This is a genomic window from Marivita hallyeonensis, from assembly GCF_900129875.1.
Classification (GTDB): domain Bacteria; phylum Pseudomonadota; class Alphaproteobacteria; order Rhodobacterales; family Rhodobacteraceae; genus Marivita; species Marivita hallyeonensis.
On the sequence record NZ_FQXC01000001.1, the window covers coordinates 246,628 to 266,507 of the forward strand.

The following is a 19,880-nucleotide window of genomic DNA, read 5'->3' on the forward strand; positions in this document are numbered from 1 at the left end:
TAGCAAATTCCGGGTATTGTCGCCTCACTTGGCGTCTGTGGCGGTGCCAGAAGCGCGCTGGATCTGTCGGTAGATCGAGACATCCGCCGCGTAGAATTCCATCAGCCGCGCGCGCAGGTCTTCTGGCAGGAAACTGTGCAAACTCAGGGATTTTGCGTCCGGTAGATCGGCAGGCAGAAGATCCACAGCGGTGGGCAAATCCGTGAGATCCGTTTCGGTCTCTCGGGAGACGTTCATGCGAGGTAGAGTGATGTCGGCACCGATGTGGTCGCGTAAATCCTGTTCGAACTGATCCAATGCCTTTACGTCGTACATGTGTGTCAATGGCACATGGCCCATGTAAAACGTCTGGGGCTGCCAGTGACTGTCGAGTTGTTGTGGGTCGTGGGCCAAGATGTATTCTGCGAACTCACGGAACGTGACACCGTGCGCATAATCCTCCGGGGTTGGGTCTCTTTTTTCGAAGACCGTCTCTATGACATGACGGCAAGTGGCCCACTGGTCTGGATAAGTTCGGTTGTTGACGAACTTCTCGACATAGGCGCTGACCAAACGATCCATCGGGTCGCGGAAGATGATGAAGCGCATCCAGTCTCGCGCCGCAAATGCGCGGGTCAGATCCTCTGTTTTTCGATCCTTGAACTGAAGGCCGGTGTTGTTCTTGTCGAGCATGTAATGAATGTCTTGGCCATTTTCGGGCGTTAGCCCTCCAAGACTTGCGACCAGACGTTTGGTCGAAGAACAGGCGTTCTTCGCGATCGGAAGATAGATGAGTTTCAGTTGGTCCACGATCATGGCTTGCGCGGTCGGCGAGCGTGTGCGCGACCAATCGATGAAGGGTGGCTTTGCCCGCTCGCCTTTTGGATATCGCGGGGCAAAAGGCTTTGGTGTATCCAGTGCTGGTCCAGCAGATTCCCCGTCACGGGCGATCAATGAATCGTCCGCAGGCGACGTTCCGGAAGCTGATGTCAGGCTGTCTCGCAGCTTGCCGATCCACGATGTCGCCATGTCGAAAGCCTCACCAGTAGAACTCTGCGCGCTAAGGATTAACTGACGCACTGTGCCACTTAAGGTCAAGTCCATCGAAATCATACCAAAATAGATGACGTATCCTGGCGCGCTCGATGCGGCCATCTCACCCGACCGCAGTTCTGATTGAATGCGCTTGATTCGCTGCAGTGAGCGCTTGTTGCGTGTGGCGGGAACTGAGTGTCAGGAAAGCACGTTAAATGAATTGGGGTTCTACCGACGCGATCTGCGCGATGCAGACACCTGTCGCGCAAATGGCCTGAATGATTCTTGAAAAACAGCGAAACGTCCCAAAAAATCGCCAAAAAAAGGTAATTCGGCCTGCAGGTTGGGCCGCTGGCGCAAAACCAGGTCAACCGTGTTGCATTGTCGGACACAACGCGATTTAGTTTCGGCTGATAAACGGAAGACAATCCGTGGTCCAATCAGGGAGTCCCTTTTTGCCCGACACGTCACATCATGACGCGTTCGTCGAATTCGAACGAGTGCAAAAGAGCTACGACGGCATTCAGCTTGTCGTGAAAGACCTCAACCTCACAATGCCGAAAGGCGAGTTTCTGACGATGCTGGGGCCGTCCGGGTCCGGCAAGACCACCTGTCTGATGATGCTCGCGGGTTTCGAGACGGCGACGCATGGTGACATTCGTCTTGATGGCCGGCCCATCAACAACATCCCACCGCACAAGCGCGGGATCGGAATGGTGTTCCAGAACTACGCGCTGTTCCCCCACATGACGATCTCGGAGAACCTCAGCTTTCCGCTTGAGGTACGCAAGATCGGCAAGTCTGATCGCGAGGCAAAGGTGAAGCGCGCGCTGGACATGGTTGAGATGGGCGCGTTTGGTGGGCGTCGCCCGGCGCAGTTGTCCGGTGGACAGCAACAGCGGATCGCCTTGGCGCGGGCGCTGGTGTTTGAACCTGAGCTGGTTCTGATGGACGAACCGCTGGGCGCGCTCGACAAGCAGCTGCGAGAGAAAATGCAGTTCGAGATCACCCATCTGGCGCACCGCCTTGGCATCACCGTGGTTTACGTGACCCACGATCAGACTGAAGCGTTGACGATGTCGGATCGCGTGGCCGTATTCGATGATGGGCGCATTCAGCAGCTGGCGCCGCCGGATGAGTTGTACGAGAAGCCGCAGAACAGCTTCGTCGCGCAGTTCATCGGCGAGAACAACACGCTTGAGGGCACAATCCGCGAGATGAATGGTGACCGCTGTGTCGTGCAACTCAATAACGGCGACCTGATCGACGCCATGCCGGTCAATGTCAGCCAGGTTGGTGAACGGACGCGTGTCTCGATCCGCCCAGAAAGGGTCGAATTCAACAAGGATCGCCTGCAGGAGGGTGTACACACTCTCAAAGCGGAGGTGCTGGAGTTCATCTACATGGGCGACATCTTCCGCACGCGGCTCAAGGTGGCAGGCAATGACGAGTTTGTCATCAAGACCCGGAATGCGCCGGATCAGGTCCGGCTGGAGCCGGGTGCGCAGATCGAGATCGGGTGGTTGCCCGAAGATTGCCGCGCCTTGGATGCTCCGAACTAGAATGAGTTGTCGCACTGGCGCGGGTCGTCGGTGTGTCATCACAGGGGTGGGTCCGGTCGGTCCGACGATCCTCCCCGCTTTCGATAATCGGACCGAATGGGAGACTATAAATGAAACTGTCTAAAACACTTATGGCGACCAGCGCACTCACCGTTGCCGCCGCAGGTGCTTACGCCGCCGGTCACGGCATGGCCGACAGCATGACACTGGTCAGCTGGGGCGGTGCCTACCAGGCGTCGCAACAGAACGCCTACGTCGCGCCATATCTTGAAATGAACGACGGTGTTTCGGCGACCTGGGACGAAAGTTCGGCAGAAGCCGTGGCGAAGCTGCGTGCGATGAACGAAGCCGGCAACATCACCTGGGACCTCGTTGACGTGGTGGCCGCTGACGCGATCCGCCTCTGCGACGAAGGTCTGGCGATGGAAGTGGACCACGATGAGCTTCTCGCGCCGGCTCCGGATGGCACCTCTGCCTCCGACGATTTCGGCGACCTGATCGTGTCCGACTGCTTTATCCCGCAGATCGTCTATTCGACGACTTTCGGCTACCGCACCGACATGGTCGGTGACACACCGCCGACAAGCGTCTGCGCCGTCTTCGACACCGAAGCCTACCCGGGCAAGCGGTCGCTCGAGCGTCGCCCGATTGCGAACATGGAATGGGCGCTGATCTGTGACGGCGTGTCGATCGACGAAGTCTACAACGTGCTGGAGACCGAAGAAGGTCAGGACCGCGCGCTGGCGAAGCTCGACACCATCAAGGACGACGTGATCTGGTGGAACGCGGGCGCCGATACGCCTCAGCTTCTGGCAGATGGTGAAGTTGTGATCGGATCGACCTACAATGGACGTCTCTTCTCGGCCATCGAAGAGCAGGATCAGCCGATCGGCATGCTCTGGGACTGGCAGATGTTCGACCTTGACGGCTGGATTATTCCGGCAGGTCTGCCCGAGGATCGTCTGGCACGCGTGCAGGACTTCGTCCGTTTCGCAACTGACACGCAGCGTCTTGCGGATCAGGCCAAGTACATCTCGTACGGTCCGGCACGCGCATCGTCTGCTCCGTTGGTGAGCACGCATGCCGAACTGGGCATCGAAATGGCGCCGCATATGCCGACAGATCCGGCAAACGCGCAGAATACGTTCCTCTTCAACTACGAGTTCTGGGCCGACTACCGCGACGACATCGACGCCAAGTTCCAGGCGTGGCTCGCGCGCTAAGGGCGTAAAGCAGGTCGTTTGGCCTGCATGACATGATCAAGGGATGGGCAGGTGTGCCCATCCCCACCTTAAGACAGTCGAGGGCACCCAAGGCATGAGCGACGCAACAGCCGAACCCGACAAGATATCTGGTCCGACACCCGACAACGCGCTGCGCGCAGGGGACAGGGCCGATGATGGACCGGTCCTTGCCGCCGATGGGACGCCGCTTAAACGATCCTTGAGCCGAGCGCTGCGCGCACAGAAGTTGCGCGCGCTGGCCTTGATCGCCCCGCTTTTGATCTTTGTTCTGGTCAGCTTTATCGCCCCGATTTTCGACATGCTGTTTCGGTCGGTCGAAAACCAGATCGTGGGAGAAACGCTGCCGCGCACGGTTGTGGCACTCGCGGATTACGACGCGACCTCTGATGAGTTGCCGCGCGACGAGGTGTTCGAGGCGGCCTATTATGACATCTTCATCGCCGCAGAGCGAAAAGAGCACACGCGGCTTGGGTCGCGTTTGAATTACGAACAAACCGGGTCTTCATCGCTGTTCCGCAAATCCGGGCGCGGGATCGACGATATCGGCGAGGTTTATCAGGACCAGTTCGAGGATCTCGACGAAAACTGGGACGAAGCGCGCCCTTGGGCCGAACTGATGGGCGATCCCGACTGGATCGCGGCGCAGGACGCCTGGGGTGGCGAAGGCCGGATGCCGCGCTTCGAACTGCGGGACGGGATCTCGGACCTCTTGCCGCGCACGGCTGAGACCTACCAGATCTTCGCCCGCTTCATGCAGACCGAGGAAGGCGAAAGCCCGCTTGAGGAAGAGCCTTGGACGGTGGTGCACACGGCTTTGTACCAGGACCTGCTTGCGGGTGATGTGTCGGGCTATACCGGTCCGCGGGCGGATATGCTGGTAGCCGCCGACGCGCTGGTCGAAAGCCCGGGTTTCGAAACGGTCGTGTTCCGCGACGCGTTCGAAGAGATCGACGAGGACTGGCTGAACCCCGAGATCTGGCAGACGATCAAAACCTACAGCCCGACCTACACGTCCGGGTATTTCCTGAACTCCATCGACATGCAGAAAACGCCGGAAGGTCCGGCATTGCGGGACGAAGATGAGCGCATCTACGGGCTTCTGTTCCAGCGCACGCTGTGGATGAGTATGATCATCACGTTTAGCTGCATCCTGCTGGGCTACCCGATTGCCTATCTGCTTTCGAACCTGCCGATGCGGACGGCGAACCTGCTGATGATCCTCGTGCTCTTGCCCTTCTGGACGTCGCTTCTTGTGCGCACCTCGGCCTGGAAGGTGATGTTGCAACAGCAGGGTGTGATCAACGATGTGCTCGTGTGGCTGGGCATGGTCGCCGATGACGGACGGTTGGTGATGATCAACAACCAGTTCGGCACCATCGTGGCGATGACTCATATCCTTCTGCCCTTCATGATCCTGCCGATGTATTCGGTGATGTCGACCATCCCGCCGTCTTATGTTCGGGCGGCAAAATCTCTTGGCGCGACAAACTGGACGACCTTCTGGCGGGTCTACTTCCCGCAATCGGTGCCTGGGATCGGCGCGGGGTCGATCCTCGTCTTCATCCTGTCCATCGGCTACTATATCACGCCTGAGATTGTGGGTGGTACGTCGGGTATCTTCATCTCAAACCGAATTGCGTATCACATTTCGAGCTCACTCAACTGGGGTCTTGCTGCGGCATTGGGGACGATCCTTCTGGTGGTCGTTCTTGTCCTCTACTGGGCCTACGACAGGATCGTGGGCATCGATAACGTGAAGCTGGGAGGGTAGAGCATGTCGGAAGCCATTCTCACACCGATCGAGAAAAAGCCCATCGGGTTCACGGCCGGCGTTCTCGCCGCGGCGGGGGCCTTTGCCGGGCTGCTGGTCGGGACAGCGCAGGGGTCCGGCTTCGTGGGGCTTGTCATCGGCGCGCTTCTCATGGCGGCGCTGGGCTTCATCGCGATGCAGGCGCTGGCCGAAGAGATGGAGAAGCCGGTGCGCTGGGCGTTGATCGCACTGGCGGCCATCGGAGGGTTCTTTCTTGGCGGCTATCCGGGATTGATCCTTGGCGCCCTGTTCGGCTGGTTCTTCGGCTGGTTCGTCTACTGGATTGGTCTGGGGCGTTACCGTGCGCATCTGGTGCCCTATCTGACCGGCGGGCAGGTTTTGTGGCATTACACGTTCCGCATCATCTGCGGCGCGATCTTCGTGTTCCTGATCACGCCAATCCTTGTCGTGATGCCGCTGTCCTTCAATGCCGAGGATTTCTTTACCTTCACGCCTGAGATGCTGCGTTTCGATCCCGAGGGCTATTCCCTGAAGCACTACCGCGATTTCCTGACCAACCCGGAATGGACGAACGCGGTGAAGAACTCTCTGATGATCGCGCCGGTGGCGACATTTATTTCGGTGTCATTGGGTACCCTGGCGGCGATTGGATTGTCGCAAAGCCACGTGCCAGGAAAGCGCGCGATCATGGCGATCCTGATCTCACCGATGATCGTACCGCTCATCATCTCGGCGACAGGGATGTATTTCTTCTACTCCAAAATCGGCATCGTCGGCACCTATTGGGGTGTGGTTCTGGCGCATGCGGTGCTGGGCATTCCGTTCGTCATCATCACGGTGACGGCCACGCTCGTGGGTTTCGACAAGTCGCTGACCCGCGCGGCGGCGAATATGGGCGCGAACCCCGTCACCACGTTCTTCAAGGTGCAGATGCCGCTGATCCTGCCCGGTGTGATCTCGGGCGGATTGTTCGCGTTCATCACGTCGTTCGACGAAGTGGTGGTGGTGTTGTTTATCGGCTCTGCGGAGTTGCAGACCCTGCCATGGCAAATGTTCACCGGACTGCGCGAGCAGATTTCGCCGACCATTCTGGCCGCTGCGACGATCCTTGTGGGTATTTCGATCTGCCTGCTGACTGCGGTTGAGATCTTGCGCCGCCGGTCGGAGCGGTTGCGGGGGCTGTCGCCGGGATGAGCGGGCAAGGGATTCACATTTTGTGTGCCAATGATATATTAACGTAACAGGAGTACAGGATTGTAGATGTTCGTAGGCAACGAAATTCGGGACGCTATCGAAGAGGTGGTTCGAAAAGAACTTCACCCGGCGGAGGTTGTGTCGATCGATGTCAAGGGAGATTTTGATCACGACGGAGATGAGATCCTTCGGATCACAGTCGTTTTCGAAGCGGAAGGAGGGCGGTTGAACACGTCCAAAGTTCTTGGATTGCCGCGCCATCTTCGAGAACCTCTGGCGAAGTTGCAAGAGAAACGCTTTCCCATCCTGACCTATATGAAACCCGACGAGTTGGATGGCGCAGCCGCTTGACTTCATCAAGACGGCACGAAGGTTGGTCGGAAAAGCCGACTCAAAACGACGACGCCAGTCGGATTTACGTAGAGCTATAAGCACGGCCTACTACGCTATGTTTCATGCGCTTTGTAAAAACTGTGCGGATTGCTTGATCGGCGGCACCAAGTCGCACCGCAGTCAGAAGGCGTGGAGACAAGCATATCGCGCTGTCGAGCACGGGTTTTCAAAAAGTCAGTGCAAAAACTCAAATATCGTTTCACAGTTTCCGAAGGAAATCGAAGATTTTGCGACCCTATATGTTGCTCTACAGGAAAAGCGGCACTCCGCAGACTACGATCCTTTCGTGAGCTTTGCCTTGTCGGATGTGGTCGAAGCTATTGATTCTGCAGAGGAAGCAATTTCAGAGTTAAGAAGTGTTCCGAAGAAGGACCTTCGCGCTTTCGCAGCTTGGACAGCCATGAAAGCGCGAAAGGATTAGACACGCACCAGCTTTTCGTAGCCTTCCGCGATGTCGCGGGTGAGGCTGCCCACTTCGAAATTGTAGTCGCCGATCTTGCCCACCGGCGTCACTTCTGCGGCGGTGCCGGTGAGCCAGCACTGTTCGAAGCTTTCCAGTTCCTCGGGCATGATGTGACGCTCGTGGACCTTGATCTGGCGGTCCTTGAGCATGCCGATCACCGTCTGACGGGTGATGCCGTTGAGGAAGCAATCGGGGTCGGGTGTGTGCACCTCTCCGTCTTTGACGAAGAAGATGTTGGCACCGGTCGCTTCGGCCACGTAGCCGCGATAATCGAACATCATGGCATCCGAGCAGCCTTTGGCCTCAGCCGCGTGCTTGGACATGGTACAGATCATGTAGAGACCGGCCGCCTTGGCGTGGCTCGGGATGGTTTCGGGCGAAGGGCGTTTCCATTTGGAGATGTCGAGCTTGGCGCCCTTCATCTTGGCGTCGCCGTAATAGGCGCCCCATTCCCACGTGGCGATGGCCATGCGGACCGGGTTGCGGGCGGAGGCGACGCCCATGTCTTCACCCGCGCCACGCCAAGCCACCGCGCGCACATAGGCGTCGGACTGACCGTTGGCTTCCAGAACCGCTTTCTTGGCGGCTTCGATCTCATCCACCGTGTAGGGAATCTCGAAGTCGATCATCTCGGCCGACCGTCTGAGCCGTTCCGAGTGCTCACGGGATTTGAAAATCTTGCCATTATAGGCACGCTCGCCCTCAAAGACCGAGCTCGCATAGTGCATGGCGTGTGTGAGGATATGGACATTCGCATCGCGCCAGTCGATCAGCTGGCCATCCATCCAGATCTTTCCGTCGCGGTCTTCGTAGCTTCCGGCCATGTTCTGTCTCCTCGCCCGGATTTTCAAATATTGCGCAATAAAGGTCCGATCCGGACATAATGTTGCGCCAAAACTGAGATTCGCTACCATTTGGTCCTTGGAATGTCAACAAGACTGACGTATTTTCGGCCGAAACGAAAAAGACCGATCGGATTTCAAGACGATGGCAGAGGGACAGACCCCCGGGGGCGGCAGCGGGCAAGCCCTGCTGTATCTGACGGACGAACAGCTTCGCCAGGGAATCGAGGCGATGTTCTTTGCCTATCGCGGGTTTACCGCTGATCCGGACCGTATCCTCGAAGGGCTGTCATACGGTCGCGCGCATCACCGCGCCATTCACTTCATACACTGTGCGCCGGGAACAACCGTCAACAATCTGCTGGCGATCCTTGGGGTCACCAAGCAGTCGCTGAACCGTGTGTTGCGCACGTTGATCGAAGATGGTCTTGTGACAAGCCATGTGGGACGCAGCGACAAGCGAGAACGGCATTTGACACTGACCGAAGCAGGTGAGGCGCTGGAGCAGCAATTGTCCGATGCGCAGCGCGCACGGATGCGCGACGCTTATCGCAAGGCCGGCCCGGAAGCTGTCGCGGGTTTCAAGACGGTGCTCGAAGCGATGATGGATGATGACATGCGGCGGGCCTACCTCGCACTAAGAGAGGGGCGCTGAACATGGCCGATCCCGATGCACATCTGCTGATTGTCGATGACGATGAACGCATTCGCGGACTGTTGCAGAAGTTTCTCATTCGCAACGGGTTTCTGGTCAGCGCTGCGCGCGACGCGGCGCATGCGCGGCGGATCCTCTCGGGGCTCGACTTCGATTTGATCGTGCTCGACGTGATGATGCCGGGTGAGGACGGGATCAGCCTGACGCGCGCGATCCGTGAGACGTCGTCCACCCCGATCCTGCTTCTGACCGCACGGGCCGAGACAGAGGATCGGATCGCGGGGCTGGAAGCCGGGGCGGACGATTACCTTGCCAAACCGTTCGAACCGAAAGAGCTGCTGTTGCGCATCAACGCGATCCTGCGGCGGATGCCGGAACAGGTCGCCGATGATGGCGCACCGAAATACCTGAGCCTCGGGCCTATTCGCTATGACACCGAGCGCGGAGAGATGTGGCGGGGCGAAGACCTCGTTCGACTGACTTCCACCGAGATCCAGCTGATGAAGGTGTTTGCGGCGCGGCCCGGAGAGGCGCTGAGCCGGTCTCAACTGGTCGAGGAACTGGGACGTGATCGGGGGCAAAGCCAGGAGCGCGCGGTTGACGTGCAGATCACGCGCCTGCGCCGCAAGCTCGAAGACAACCCGAAGCAGCCGCGCTATTTGCAGACGGTGCGCGGCGCTGGGTATATGCTGGCGCCGGATTGATCCGTCGCGTTTGCATATTTTTGAAAAGAAGAAGCGGGGGATGCGCGCATGTCCACAGCGTTGATCACACATGCGGAGTGTCTGGAGCATGTCACCCCGAACGGACATCCGGAACGCGTTGCGCGGTTGGAGCATGTCTTGCACGCGTTGCAGGATTTGGAACTGACCCGGGTCACCGCGCCTGAGGTGGACGAAGCACAATTGCGCTATGTGCATCCGCAATCCCATATCGACGCGATGCGCGCGGCAATCCCGGACGAAGGGGTCCATCAGATCGACGCCGACACGTGGGCGTCACCCGGGTCGTGGCGCGCCGCCTTGCGGGCGGCGGGCGCCGTGGTGAAAGCGGTGGACATGGTGCTGGACGAGGAGGTGCAGAATGCCTTCTGCGCGATCCGGCCGCCGGGCCATCACGCCGAGAAAGCAACGGCGATGGGGTTCTGTTTCTTCGGCAATGCCGCCATTGGCGCGAAACATGTTTTGGAGGCGCATGGGCTGTCGCGGGTCGCGATCGTCGATTTCGACGTGCATCACGGCAATGGGACGCAGGATCTTTTGTGGGACGAGGCGCGCGCTTTGGTCATCACGAGCCAGCAGATGCCGCTTTGGCCGGGAAGCGGTCATCCGTCCGAGCGCGGGGCGCATGACAATGTGCTCAACATCCCGCTGGCACCGCGCAGTGGTGGGGCCGAGATGCGGGCCGCCTACGAAGCGCAGGTCTTTCCGCGGTTGCGCGAGTTCCAACCGGAATTGATCATCATTTCTGCCGGGTTCGACGCGCATCAGGATGACCCGCTGGCGGAGCTGCAATGGGCGACCGAGGATTTCCGGTGGCTGACGCGCGAGCTTTGCGCCTTGGCGGGAGACCTTTGCGAAGCGCGGATCGTCTCGACTCTGGAGGGTGGGTATGATTTGTCTGCGCTCGCCGACAGCGCCCGGGCGCATGTGGAAGAACTGATGGAGGCCGCGTCATGAGTAACACACCCGTTGACGAGATGAGCTTTGAAGCGGCGATGGCCGAGTTGGAGAAAGTCGTCGGGCAGTTGGAGCGCGGCGACGTTGCTTTGGAGGAATCCATCGCGCTCTACGAACGCGGGGCGGCGTTGAAGAAGCGCTGCGAAGCGAAGCTCAACGAAGCGCAGGAAAAGGTGGCCGCGATCACGCTTGATGCCGATGGCCAGCCAACCGGAACGACACCCGTCGATCCGCAGTAAGCGCGGTGTTTCTGGACGTTCTGAAGGCTGATGCGGCCAGCATCGAGGCGCATCTGGCCAAGGTCATGGCGGGTGACCCGGACCTGCCAGTCATTCACGGTATGCGCTATGCCGTATCCGGCGGGAAGCGGTTGCGCGGGTTTCTGGTGATGGAAGGCGCGCGCTTGCATGGCGTTCCGGAAACGCAGGCCATCTGGGCCGCATCCGCGATCGAGGTGATCCACGCCTATTCGCTGGTGCATGATGACTTGCCCTGCATGGACGACGACGATCTTAGACGCGGGCAGCCAACCGTTCACCGCAAATGGGACGATGGGACGGCAGTCTTGGTCGGTGACGCGTTGCAAACGCTTGGGTTCGAGCTGGTGCTCGACCCGGCGTGCCATCCGTCGGCGGCGGTGCGGGCGGACCTTGCCCTGAGCCTTACGCGCGCCTCTGGCCGCGCTGGCATGGTGCTTGGGCAGGCATTGGACATTGCGGCGGAAAGCGCCAAAGCGCCGCTGACGCTGGATGCGATCACTGCGTTACAAGCGGGCAAAACCGGTGCGCTGATCGTCTGGTCCGCGGAAGCGGGCGCGCGACTGGCCGAAGCCGATCCAAAACCGCTGACTGACTATGCCAGCGCGCTTGGCCTCGCCTTTCAAATTGCGGACGACATTCTGGACGTCGAGGGCGATGAGACTACTGTTGGCAAGGCCGTTGGAAAAGACGCGGATCGCGGCAAGGCGACATTCGTGTCCCTGCTTGGTCTAAAGGGTGCGAAATCGCGCGCCCGGGATCTTGTAGCGGCGGCCTGTGATGCCTTGTCGCCCTTTGGCGACCGGGCCGAGACCTTGAAGCAAGCGGCGCAGTTCGTTATTTCGCGCGACACCTAACGCGACCCGGAGGCGCGGAACATGTCCCAAAGACCAGACACGCCGCTCTTGGATTCCGTGCAGTCGCCCGCTGATCTCAAGCGGTTCTCTGACGCGCAGCTGGTACAGCTGGCCGACGAGTTGCGGCGCGACACGATTGCAGCGGTGTCCCAGACAGGCGGGCACTTGGGTGCAGGTCTGGGCGTTGTCGAATTGACCGTTGCGCTGCATGCGGTCTTCGATGCGCCCAAGGACAAGATCATCTGGGACGTGTCGCACCAGTGTTATCCGCACAAGATCCTCACCGGTCGCCGCGACAAGATGCTGACATTGCGCCAGCAGGACGGGTTGTCCGGATTCACAAAGCGGTCTGAGTCGCCTTACGATCCGTTTGGCGCGGCGCATAGCTCGACCTCGATTTCGGCGGCGCTTGGGTTCGCCGTTGCGCGCGATTTGGGCGGGGCCTGTGACACCGGCCATGGTGATGCGATTGCGGTCATTGGCGACGGTGCCATGAGCGCGGGCATGGCCTATGAGGCGATGAACAACGCGGGCCATCTGAAGAAGCGCCTCATCGTCATTCTGAACGACAACGAGATGAGTATCGCGCCGCCGGTTGGCGCGTTGTCCTCGTACCTGACGCAGCTTTACGCGGGGGCGCCGTTTCAGGATCTGAAGGACGCCGCGAAAGGCGCCGTGAGCTTCTTGCCCGAACCGTTCCGCGAGGGGGCGAAACGCGCGAAGGACATGCTCAAGGGTATGGCGGTGGGAGGCACCTTGTTCGAAGCGCTCGGGTTTTCCTATCTTGGACCGATTGACGGGCATGATCTGCATCAGCTGCTGCCGGTGCTGCGCACGGTGAAAGACCGCGCTGATGGACCGATCCTGATCCATGCGCTGACGCAGAAGGGTAAGGGCTATGCGCCCGCCGAGGGATCACCGGATCGTGGGCACGCCCGGGCGAGGTTCGACATGATCACTGGCGAGCAAAAGAAAGCCCCTTCGAACGCGCCGAGCTACACCAAGGTGTTTGCGCAAGCGCTGTGCGATGAAGCCGCGCAGGACCCGATGGTCTGTGCCGTCACCGCAGCGATGCCGGATGGTACGGGCCTGGATCTTTTTGCAGAGCGCTATCCGTCGCGCACATTCGACGTCGGCATCGCCGAGCAGCACGGCGTGACTTTCTGCGCCGGATTGGCGGCGGGCGGGCTAAAGCCGTTCTGCGCGATGTATTCGACCTTCCTGCAACGGGGTTACGATCAGGTCGTGCACGATGTGGCGATCCAACGCCTTCCGGTGCGCTTTGCCATCGACCGGGCGGGGCTCGTCGGCGCGGATGGTGCGACCCACGCGGGCAGCTACGACATCGCCTATCTTGCGAACCTTCCTGGGTTCGTGGTGATGGCTGCGGCGGATGAGGCCGAACTCAAGCACATGGTCGCCACCGCCGTCGCTCACAACGAAGGCCCGATCGCCTTCCGATACCCGCGCGGTGAAGGGCAGGGGGTGGAGATGCCGGAGCGCGGACAGGTCCTTGAAATCGGCAAGGGACGGATGATCCGCGAGGGCCAGCAGGTCGCTATCCTGTCTTTCGGAACGCGCCTCGGCGAGGTCATGAGCGCATGCGAAGCGCTTGAGGCGAAGGGGATTTCCCCGACCGTGGCCGATGCGCGGTTCGCCAAACCGCTTGATCGCGCGTTGGTCCTGAAACTGGCGGCCGATCATGAGGCATTGATCACTGTCGAAGAGGGCGCCGTCGGAGGCTTCGGAAGCCATGTCGCTCAGCTTTTGGCAGATGAAGGTGTCTTCGATCACGGATTGAAGTTCCGGTCGATGGTTCTGCCCGATACCTTCATCGATCAGGCCAGCCCTGCAGCGATGTACGACGTGGCGCAGCTTAATGCCGAGCATATCGAATCGAAGGTCCTCGATGTGCTTGGCGTGGCCAGCATTGGCAAGCGTGCATAGCCAAGAGCTATTTTGAGGTGTCGTCCTTCACCTTCAGGCGTTTCTGCCAAGGATCGATGAAGCGGGACTGAACAACCGGAGTCTAGAAGATGCCGGTAACCAGTCGCAACACGAAGATCAGCGTCCCGGCGAGCACGCTATAGCCCGCGATCAATACGATCCCGTCGCGCACCATCATTGAAAACGCGACAAGCGCCACGCCACCCGCGCTGATCGAGGTGAACATCGGGACGATCTCAAGAAACGGCCAGGTTGCCGCGACACACATCACGGCAAGCAGGGCGAACCGGTCCAAGGGCGGTGCGGTCAAAAAGGTCAGACGGTTCCGGCTGAAATTGTCCAGCCAAGTTGCCGGTTTCCGCAGGTTGTTCACGACCTTCTTCAACTGTTCTGTGCTGAGATGGCGTGCGGCGAGAAACTTTGGCAACCAAAGATGCCGTCGCCCGAAAAACGCCTGTGTGGCGATGGTCAGGATGATCAGCCCGCCCAAGGTTGGCATCAGCGGAATGATCGACAGCGGCGAGACGAGGATCAGGGCGGGAACAAGAAGCACTGCGCCGAATGACCGTGGCCCAACCCGGTCGAGCATTTGTTGAATGGTCAATCCGTCCTCGCCTTCGATCGAAGGCAGCCCCGGCGGTTTTTGCGGATGGTCAGGGTCCAGCGTGTTGAGCAACTCGACCAGTGACCGGGGCGCTGCGGGAACGGGTGTCACGACGCACCGCTTTCTGCTTCCAACACGGCCGACAGACCGGCGCGATAATCCGGGTACTTCAAAACCACGCCAAGGTCAGTCTTGATCCTGTCATTCCGCACACGTTTGCTTTCCGCGTAGAAGCTGCGCGCCATGGGTGACATCTCGGCCGCGTCGAACGGTACAGCGGGCGGGGGATCAACGCCAAGAAGGTGCGCGGCGTGTTCGATGACATCCTGAGGTGGGGCCGGGTCATCGTCGCACAAGTTATACACGGTGCCCGGGTTTGGGGCCATCATCGACGCCTCCAGAACCTGTGCGATGTCTTCGACGTGAATCCGGCTGAACACCTGGTCTTGCTTGATGATGCGGCGCGCGGTTCCGTTCCGCACCTTCGCGAAGGGTCCCCGGCCCGGGCCGTAGATGCCCGCCAGACGAAATATGTGTAGCGGCAGATCAGGGATCGATGCCCATGCGTTTTCGGCCTGCACGCGGCGGTGGCCGCGTTCGGTCGACGGGCTCAGGGGCGTGCTTTCGTCGACCCAGTCGCCTTGCGCATCACCGTAAACACCGGTCGTCGAGAGATAGCCGACCCAGGTGAGCCGGGCGGCATGCGCTTTGATATCCGGTTTGAGTAGATCCAGCGTCGGATCGCCATCTTCTGTCGGGCCGGCGGACACAAGCACGTGGCTTGCGTTTTCGAGCCAGGGCAGGATTGCGTTGCGATCCCAAAGCAGCGGTGTGATCCCTTGCGCGCGCAAACTGTCGAATTTCTCGCTGTCGCGCGTGGTGCCTGCGATGCGCCAACCCTTCGGAACAAGCCGTTTGGCAAGATACGCCGCGCTATATCCGTGGCCCAGCGAAAGCAGTGTTTTTTCCATGGATGACACGTGGTGTGGCGCGGCGCAAATACAAGCGGGATGCGGTAATTCAGGCCGCGTAATCAGACCCTTCTGCATCCAGAATGGCCTTCAGTTCGGCAAGATGCCGCGCGTCCTGTTCGGGGTAACTTTCAAGGTCTTGCGCCGTCTTTTCTGCGATCTCGTCCGACAACACTTTCAGCGTTCTGCCGGTCTGCAACGCGCGAATGTAGGTCTCGGCCGCGCGTTCGAAATAGTAGAGGCGGTTGAACGTGTCAGCGACGCTGTCTCCGATGACCATGACGCCATGGTTGCCCATGATCATCACCTTCTGCTTCGGGTCGGTGAAAAGCTGTGCACAGCGTTCGCCCTCTTCTTCAAAGGCGAGGCCACCGTAGTGGCTGTCGATCACGTACCGATTGAAGAACGTGGCGCAGTTCTGGTCGATGGGTGGCAGACGCGGGTCATCAAGGCATGCAAGGACAGTTGCGTGGATCGAATGCACGTGCATCGCGCATCGGGCGTTCGGACAGTGCCGATGCAACCCGCCGTGCAAGCCCCAGGCCGTTGGGTCCGGCGCGTTCGGGCCTTCCAGTGTGTCGGGGTCATTGGCGTCCACTACGATGAGGTCACTGGCCTTGATCCGGGCGAAATGCATCTGGTTCGGGTTCATCAGAAACCGCGTCCCATCCTCGTTGATCGACAGGCTGAAATGGTTGGCAACACCTTCGTGCATTTTGAGCCGCGCGGTCCAGCGGAAGGCAGCGGCCAAGTCGACGCGCTCTTCCCAGTGGTCCATGTTGCGTGCGAGTTGTGTCACGGTCATATCAAAGCCCCCCGAGTTGCCCATCCAGACCATGCCGATGGTGACGCAATGTCAAGACGCCTCGGCGCGTAGAAGGTGGAGCAGTTCGGCCTCGGCACGGCGCAGCCCATCCTGGTCTTCCGCCGCCTTTCGCAGTTCTGCGCGATACTTTGCATCAGACTCCGAAAGGGCGATCACCGCTGGGTGAATGTAGGACGAACGCGCAATCGCGGGCGTGTTCGATAGTCTTTCTGCCGCCGCTTCGGACATTGCCTTGATTGTCGGCGCCTCGGAATTCAGTGCAACCGACAGGGCCTCTACCGATCCGTTCCATGTGCGGAACGTCTTCGCGGTCAGCGCGCCGTCGTCGAGGTAGGTCGTCAGAAAATCGTTTACTTCGCCCGATGTGACGGTCCTGATGTTATCATTGTCATCAATCCATGACATCAGCTCTGGCCCGGGGAGGTCGTCCAACCGTGACAACACACGGTTCAACGTCTGATCCCTTAAACTCTTGTGGACCTTGGCACCGCCTTTGCCGCGGTAGTTCAACTCCAGCGCGCCTTTTCCCAGGCTGACGTGACGGCTGCGCAGTGTGGTCGCGCCAAAGGTTTTGTTGTCCCGCGCATAGTCAGAGGTGCCGACACGCAGGCTGGCACGGTCGATAAGGGCCAGTACGGCGGCGATGGCGAACTCGTGATCGCCCGCTTCGGCATTGCGGAGGTCGCGCAAGATGCGACGGCGCAGACCGGGCAGCTTTTCGCCAAATCTCACGAGATGTGCGAATTTCCGTTCTGAGCGGAAACTGCTCCAATCGGGGTGGTAACGGTACTGCTTGCGCGCCTTCACATCGCGTCCGGTCGCCTGCAGATGGCCCTTATCCAGAGGACACATCCAAACGTCTTCCCACGCGGGTGGAACTCCGAGGCCAGACAGCCGTTCGCGCTCGGACCGGTTGTCGATGCGTGTGCCGTCTGGCGCGATATAGGTGAACCCCTTGCCATGCCGCTTGCGGGTGATGCCGGGACGGCTGTCGGGGTAGTACTCAAGTTGCGGCGCGATCGACATGCAAAGGCAACGCCACATCGTGGCTTCGGTTCCGTGTCAAAGCGGACGTGATGGCACCCATGCATAGCCATCCGGGCATAGCAGATAACACTCGCGCAGCCCGTGCGGTTTGTCCGTCGGCGATTGCAGTACTGTGAAGCCCACGGCTTCGGCCTTGGCGCAGGCCTCATCGGGATCGGTGTCGTAAAGACGGATTTCAACTCCGGCGCCGCGCGGCGGGTTCTCGGGCAGAAGGTTCAGCAGAGGGTTTTGGGCATAGGTGCCATCCGCATGCAGCTGAAAGACGGCATCGCCATATCTCATGATCGCGAAGTCCCGCGAGACGCGATGGCGGGTCATGCCGAAGATCTCGGTCAGGTGCGTAGCGAGCGTTTCGACATCTCTGGTCAGGATGTTGAGGCCGATCCCCCGCAGGCTTGCGCCAAAGGCGTCTGCCGACACTGTTTCAAAGTCCATGATTTCAAAAGCCAAGTCATTCCGTCGGCCGAGCTTGATCCCGTGTCTGTGACCTGTCAACCTGCGCGTCAGGCAGGCGCAAGACCAAGAAAGGCACGGCATGCAAGACCGCGTGAACTCCCTCGAACTTCTGACCCCGACTGCGCCCGCGCCCGAGATGTTCGATGACGCGAAAGCGGCGGTAAATCGGCTTTGCGATCTTTACGACATCTCGACCCGGTTTCTGTGCAACAGCTTCCAGACCGCGATGGAACAGGGGCATCCCGGCGTGCGGTACCGCGCGTATTATCCGGAGGTTCGGATCACAACGACGACCTTTGCCAAGGTGGACAGTCGTTTGAGCTTTGGTCACGTAGCGCATCCCGGGACACACGCCGCCACTATCACGCGGCCCGACCTGTTTCGACATTATCTTGAGCAGCAATTGAGCCTTCTGCTGGAGAACCATGGCGTACCTGTGCAGATCGGCATGTCGGACACACCGATGCCCGTGCATTTCGCGGTTGCCAACGATGAGACGATCAATGTGCCGCAGGAGGGCGCGGCCGAGTTCATTCTACGCGATGTGTTCGACGTCCCCGATCTGGCGACCACCAATGACGACATCGTCAATGGTGTGGCGCAGCCCGGTCCGGACGGGGCAGAGCCGCTGGCCCCGTTCACGGCGCAACGGGTTGACTACTCTCTGGCACGGCTATCGCACTATACCGCGACGGATCCGCATCATTTCCAGAACCACGTCCTATTCACCAACTACCAGTTCTACGTTGCCGAATTCGAAGCCTACGCGCGGGCGCAACTGGCAGATCCCGACAGCGGCTATACGAGTTTTGTGAGCACTGGAAATGTCGAGATCACCGATCCGAAGGCGCTCATCACCTCGGCTTCGAAGATGCCGCAGATGCCGACCTACCATCTGAAGCGTCCCGGCGGGGCGGGGATCACGCTCGTGAATATCGGTGTCGGTCCGTCCAACGCGAAAACGGCCACAGACCATATCGCGGTGTTGCGCCCGCATGCGTGGCTGATGGTCGGGCACTGCGCCGGACTACGCAACTCGCAGTCCCTTGGCGATTTCGTGCTGGCGCATGCCTACCTGCGGGAAGACCGCGTGCTGGACGACGACCTGCCGGTTTGGGTGCCGGTGCCCGCGCTGGCCGAGATCCAGATCGCGCTGGAACGCGCCGTAGCGACGGAGACGCAGCTCGAAGGGTACGATCTGAAGCGCATCATGCGGACGGGCACGGTGGCCAGCGTCGACAACCGTAACTGGGAATTGCGGGATCAGCACGGCCCGGTACAGCGGTTGAGTCAGAGCCGGGCCATCGCGCTCGACATGGAAAGCGCCACGATCGCCGCAAACGGGTTCCGGTTCCGGGTGCCCTACGGCACGCTTCTGTGTGTCAGCGATAAGCCGCTGCACGGTGAATTGAAGCTTCCGGGCATGGCATCGGACTTCTACAAAACCCAGGTGGCTCGGCATCTGATGATCGGGATTCACGCTATGGAGCACCTGCGGGAGATGCCTCTGGAGCGCATCCACAGCCGGAAATTACGCAGTTTCGAGGAGACAGCGTTCCTGTAGGCGATTCTCGATTTCGATGGATGAAGCCTTCGAATTCCCCTGCGTCACCCCCGGAATGCAGCCAAAAAGCGCTAAAAAGCGGGAAAAACCCTTGTTTTTATGACACCAGTAGTTGTGTTTGATCCCAAGATACGGTTAGGTTTTCCGCGTGAGGCCCAAGATCGGGCAGTGAAGGAGACCACGAAATGGCGAAGCCAATGACAAAGACCCAGCTTGTGGCCGCTCTGGCCGAAGAAATGGGCAGCGACAAGAAATCCGCTAGCGCAGCGCTGGACGCAGTGACAAGCATCATCACCAAGGAAGTGTCGAATGGTGGTGCCGTGACCCTTCCCGGTGTCGGCAAGATCTACTGCCGCGAGCGTCCCGAGCGCATGGTGCGTAACCCGGCCACCGGTGAGCAGTTCAAGAAAGAAGCCGACAAGGTCGTGAAGATGACCATCGCGAAGGCTCTGAAGGACAGCGTGAACGGCTGATCTGACAGCATCCGTTACTCAGAAAAGGCCGCTCGATGGAGCGGCCTTTTTCGTTTCGTTC

21 protein-coding genes are annotated in these 19,880 nt (G+C 59.8%); 14 read left to right on the forward strand and 7 right to left on the reverse strand.

Annotated elements, in window-relative coordinates:
• Positions 1–24: 24 nt before the first annotated feature.
• The gene (locus tag BUA42_RS01200; protein WP_218588594.1) at positions 25–795 is read right to left on the reverse strand and encodes a sulfotransferase family 2 domain-containing protein; all 771 of its coding nucleotides are present in this window, start codon (positions 793–795) and stop codon (positions 25–27) included.
• Positions 796–1,469: 674 nt separating this feature from the next.
• On the opposite strand from BUA42_RS01200, the gene BUA42_RS01205 reads away from it, so the two are divergent.
• From BUA42_RS01205 to BUA42_RS01230, 6 genes are all read left to right on the forward strand, one after another.
• Positions 1,470–2,576: an ABC transporter ATP-binding protein gene (locus BUA42_RS01205; protein WP_072775883.1), complete on the forward strand. Its 1,107-nt coding sequence runs from the start codon at positions 1,470–1,472 to the stop codon at positions 2,574–2,576.
• A 110-nt stretch (positions 2,577–2,686) separates the two neighbouring features.
• Positions 2,687–3,799 (forward strand): extracellular solute-binding protein, encoded by a 1,113-nt coding sequence (locus BUA42_RS01210; RefSeq protein WP_072775884.1) that lies wholly within the window; start codon positions 2,687–2,689, stop codon positions 3,797–3,799.
• Between the two features lie 94 nt (positions 3,800–3,893).
• The gene (locus tag BUA42_RS01215) at positions 3,894–5,591 is read left to right on the forward strand and encodes an ABC transporter permease (RefSeq protein ID WP_084066062.1); all 1,698 of its coding nucleotides are present in this window, start codon (positions 3,894–3,896) and stop codon (positions 5,589–5,591) included.
• A gap of 3 nt (positions 5,592–5,594) precedes the next feature.
• The gene (locus BUA42_RS01220; RefSeq protein WP_072775885.1) at positions 5,595–6,785 is read left to right on the forward strand and encodes an ABC transporter permease; all 1,191 of its coding nucleotides are present in this window, start codon (positions 5,595–5,597) and stop codon (positions 6,783–6,785) included.
• A gap of 66 nt (positions 6,786–6,851) precedes the next feature.
• Entirely contained in the window at positions 6,852–7,136 is a 285-nt protein-coding gene (locus BUA42_RS01225) for a hypothetical protein (RefSeq protein ID WP_072775886.1), read from the forward strand.
• Positions 7,120–7,599, forward strand: coding sequence for a hypothetical protein (locus BUA42_RS01230; protein ID WP_072775887.1), 480 nt, complete (start codon positions 7,120–7,122; stop codon positions 7,597–7,599). Before BUA42_RS01225 ends, BUA42_RS01230 begins: the two co-directional genes overlap by 17 nt.
• Here the strand turns inward: BUA42_RS01230 and BUA42_RS01235 are convergent.
• Positions 7,596–8,465 (reverse strand): branched-chain amino acid aminotransferase, encoded by an 870-nt coding sequence (locus BUA42_RS01235; RefSeq protein ID WP_072775888.1) that lies wholly within the window; start codon positions 8,463–8,465, stop codon positions 7,596–7,598. The genes BUA42_RS01230 and BUA42_RS01235 overlap by 4 nt on opposite strands.
• A 163-nt stretch (positions 8,466–8,628) precedes the next feature.
• Between BUA42_RS01235 and BUA42_RS01240 the strand changes: the two genes are divergently transcribed.
• From BUA42_RS01240 to dxs, 6 genes are read left to right on the forward strand one after another with little or no spacing between them, the layout of a single operon-like run.
• On the forward strand, positions 8,629–9,138 hold the full coding sequence (locus BUA42_RS01240; protein ID WP_072775889.1) for a MarR family winged helix-turn-helix transcriptional regulator: 510 nt from the start codon (positions 8,629–8,631) through the stop codon (positions 9,136–9,138).
• Between the two features lie 2 nt (positions 9,139–9,140).
• Positions 9,141–9,842, forward strand: coding sequence for a response regulator (locus BUA42_RS01245; RefSeq protein ID WP_072775890.1), 702 nt, complete (start codon positions 9,141–9,143; stop codon positions 9,840–9,842).
• A gap of 48 nt (positions 9,843–9,890) precedes the next feature.
• Positions 9,891–10,817 (forward strand): histone deacetylase family protein, encoded by a 927-nt coding sequence (locus tag BUA42_RS01250; protein WP_072775891.1) that lies wholly within the window; start codon positions 9,891–9,893, stop codon positions 10,815–10,817.
• Complete coding sequence (locus BUA42_RS01255) at positions 10,814–11,056, forward strand: exodeoxyribonuclease VII small subunit (protein WP_072775892.1); 243 nt, start codon at positions 10,814–10,816, stop codon at positions 11,054–11,056. Before BUA42_RS01250 ends, BUA42_RS01255 begins: the two co-directional genes overlap by 4 nt.
• A 20-nt stretch (positions 11,057–11,076) precedes the next feature.
• Positions 11,077–11,931 carry a polyprenyl synthetase family protein gene (locus tag BUA42_RS01260; RefSeq protein ID WP_425435023.1) on the forward strand — a complete coding sequence of 285 codons (855 nt, stop codon included), beginning with the start codon at positions 11,077–11,079 and terminating at the stop codon, positions 11,929–11,931.
• A gap of 21 nt (positions 11,932–11,952) precedes the next feature.
• Complete coding sequence (gene dxs, locus BUA42_RS01265) at positions 11,953–13,878, forward strand: 1-deoxy-D-xylulose-5-phosphate synthase (protein WP_072775894.1); 1,926 nt, start codon at positions 11,953–11,955, stop codon at positions 13,876–13,878.
• A gap of 82 nt (positions 13,879–13,960) precedes the next feature.
• On the opposite strand, the gene BUA42_RS01270 is transcribed toward dxs, so the two are convergent.
• The 5 genes from BUA42_RS01270 to BUA42_RS01290 are packed head-to-tail and all read right to left on the reverse strand — an operon-like array spanning position 13,961 to position 17,761.
• A complete protein-coding gene (locus BUA42_RS01270) occupies positions 13,961–14,593 on the reverse strand; it encodes an exopolysaccharide biosynthesis protein (RefSeq protein WP_084066063.1) in 633 nt (210 codons plus the stop codon).
• A complete protein-coding gene (locus BUA42_RS01275) occupies positions 14,590–15,453 on the reverse strand; it encodes an SDR family oxidoreductase (protein ID WP_072775895.1) in 864 nt (287 codons plus the stop codon). The genes BUA42_RS01270 and BUA42_RS01275 overlap by 4 nt, the downstream gene beginning before the upstream one ends.
• Positions 15,454–15,502: 49 nt before the next feature.
• Positions 15,503–16,258: a class II aldolase and adducin N-terminal domain-containing protein gene (locus BUA42_RS01280; RefSeq protein WP_072776676.1), complete on the reverse strand. Its 756-nt coding sequence runs from the start codon at positions 16,256–16,258 to the stop codon at positions 15,503–15,505.
• A 51-nt stretch (positions 16,259–16,309) separates the two neighbouring features.
• Entirely contained in the window at positions 16,310–17,305 is a 996-nt protein-coding gene (locus tag BUA42_RS01285; protein WP_072775896.1) for a DNA topoisomerase IB, read from the reverse strand.
• Positions 17,306–17,341: 36 nt separating this feature from the next.
• Positions 17,342–17,761, reverse strand: a complete 420-nt coding sequence (locus tag BUA42_RS01290) for a VOC family protein (RefSeq protein WP_072775897.1) — start codon at positions 17,759–17,761, stop codon at positions 17,342–17,344.
• A gap of 100 nt (positions 17,762–17,861) precedes the next feature.
• On the opposite strand from BUA42_RS01290, the gene BUA42_RS01295 reads away from it, so the two are divergent.
• Positions 17,862–19,346 (forward strand): AMP nucleosidase, encoded by a 1,485-nt coding sequence (locus tag BUA42_RS01295; RefSeq protein WP_072775898.1) that lies wholly within the window; start codon positions 17,862–17,864, stop codon positions 19,344–19,346.
• A 185-nt stretch (positions 19,347–19,531) separates the two neighbouring features.
• The gene (locus BUA42_RS01300; RefSeq protein WP_072775899.1) at positions 19,532–19,819 is read left to right on the forward strand and encodes an HU family DNA-binding protein; all 288 of its coding nucleotides are present in this window, start codon (positions 19,532–19,534) and stop codon (positions 19,817–19,819) included.
• Positions 19,820–19,880 lie beyond the last annotated feature (61 nt).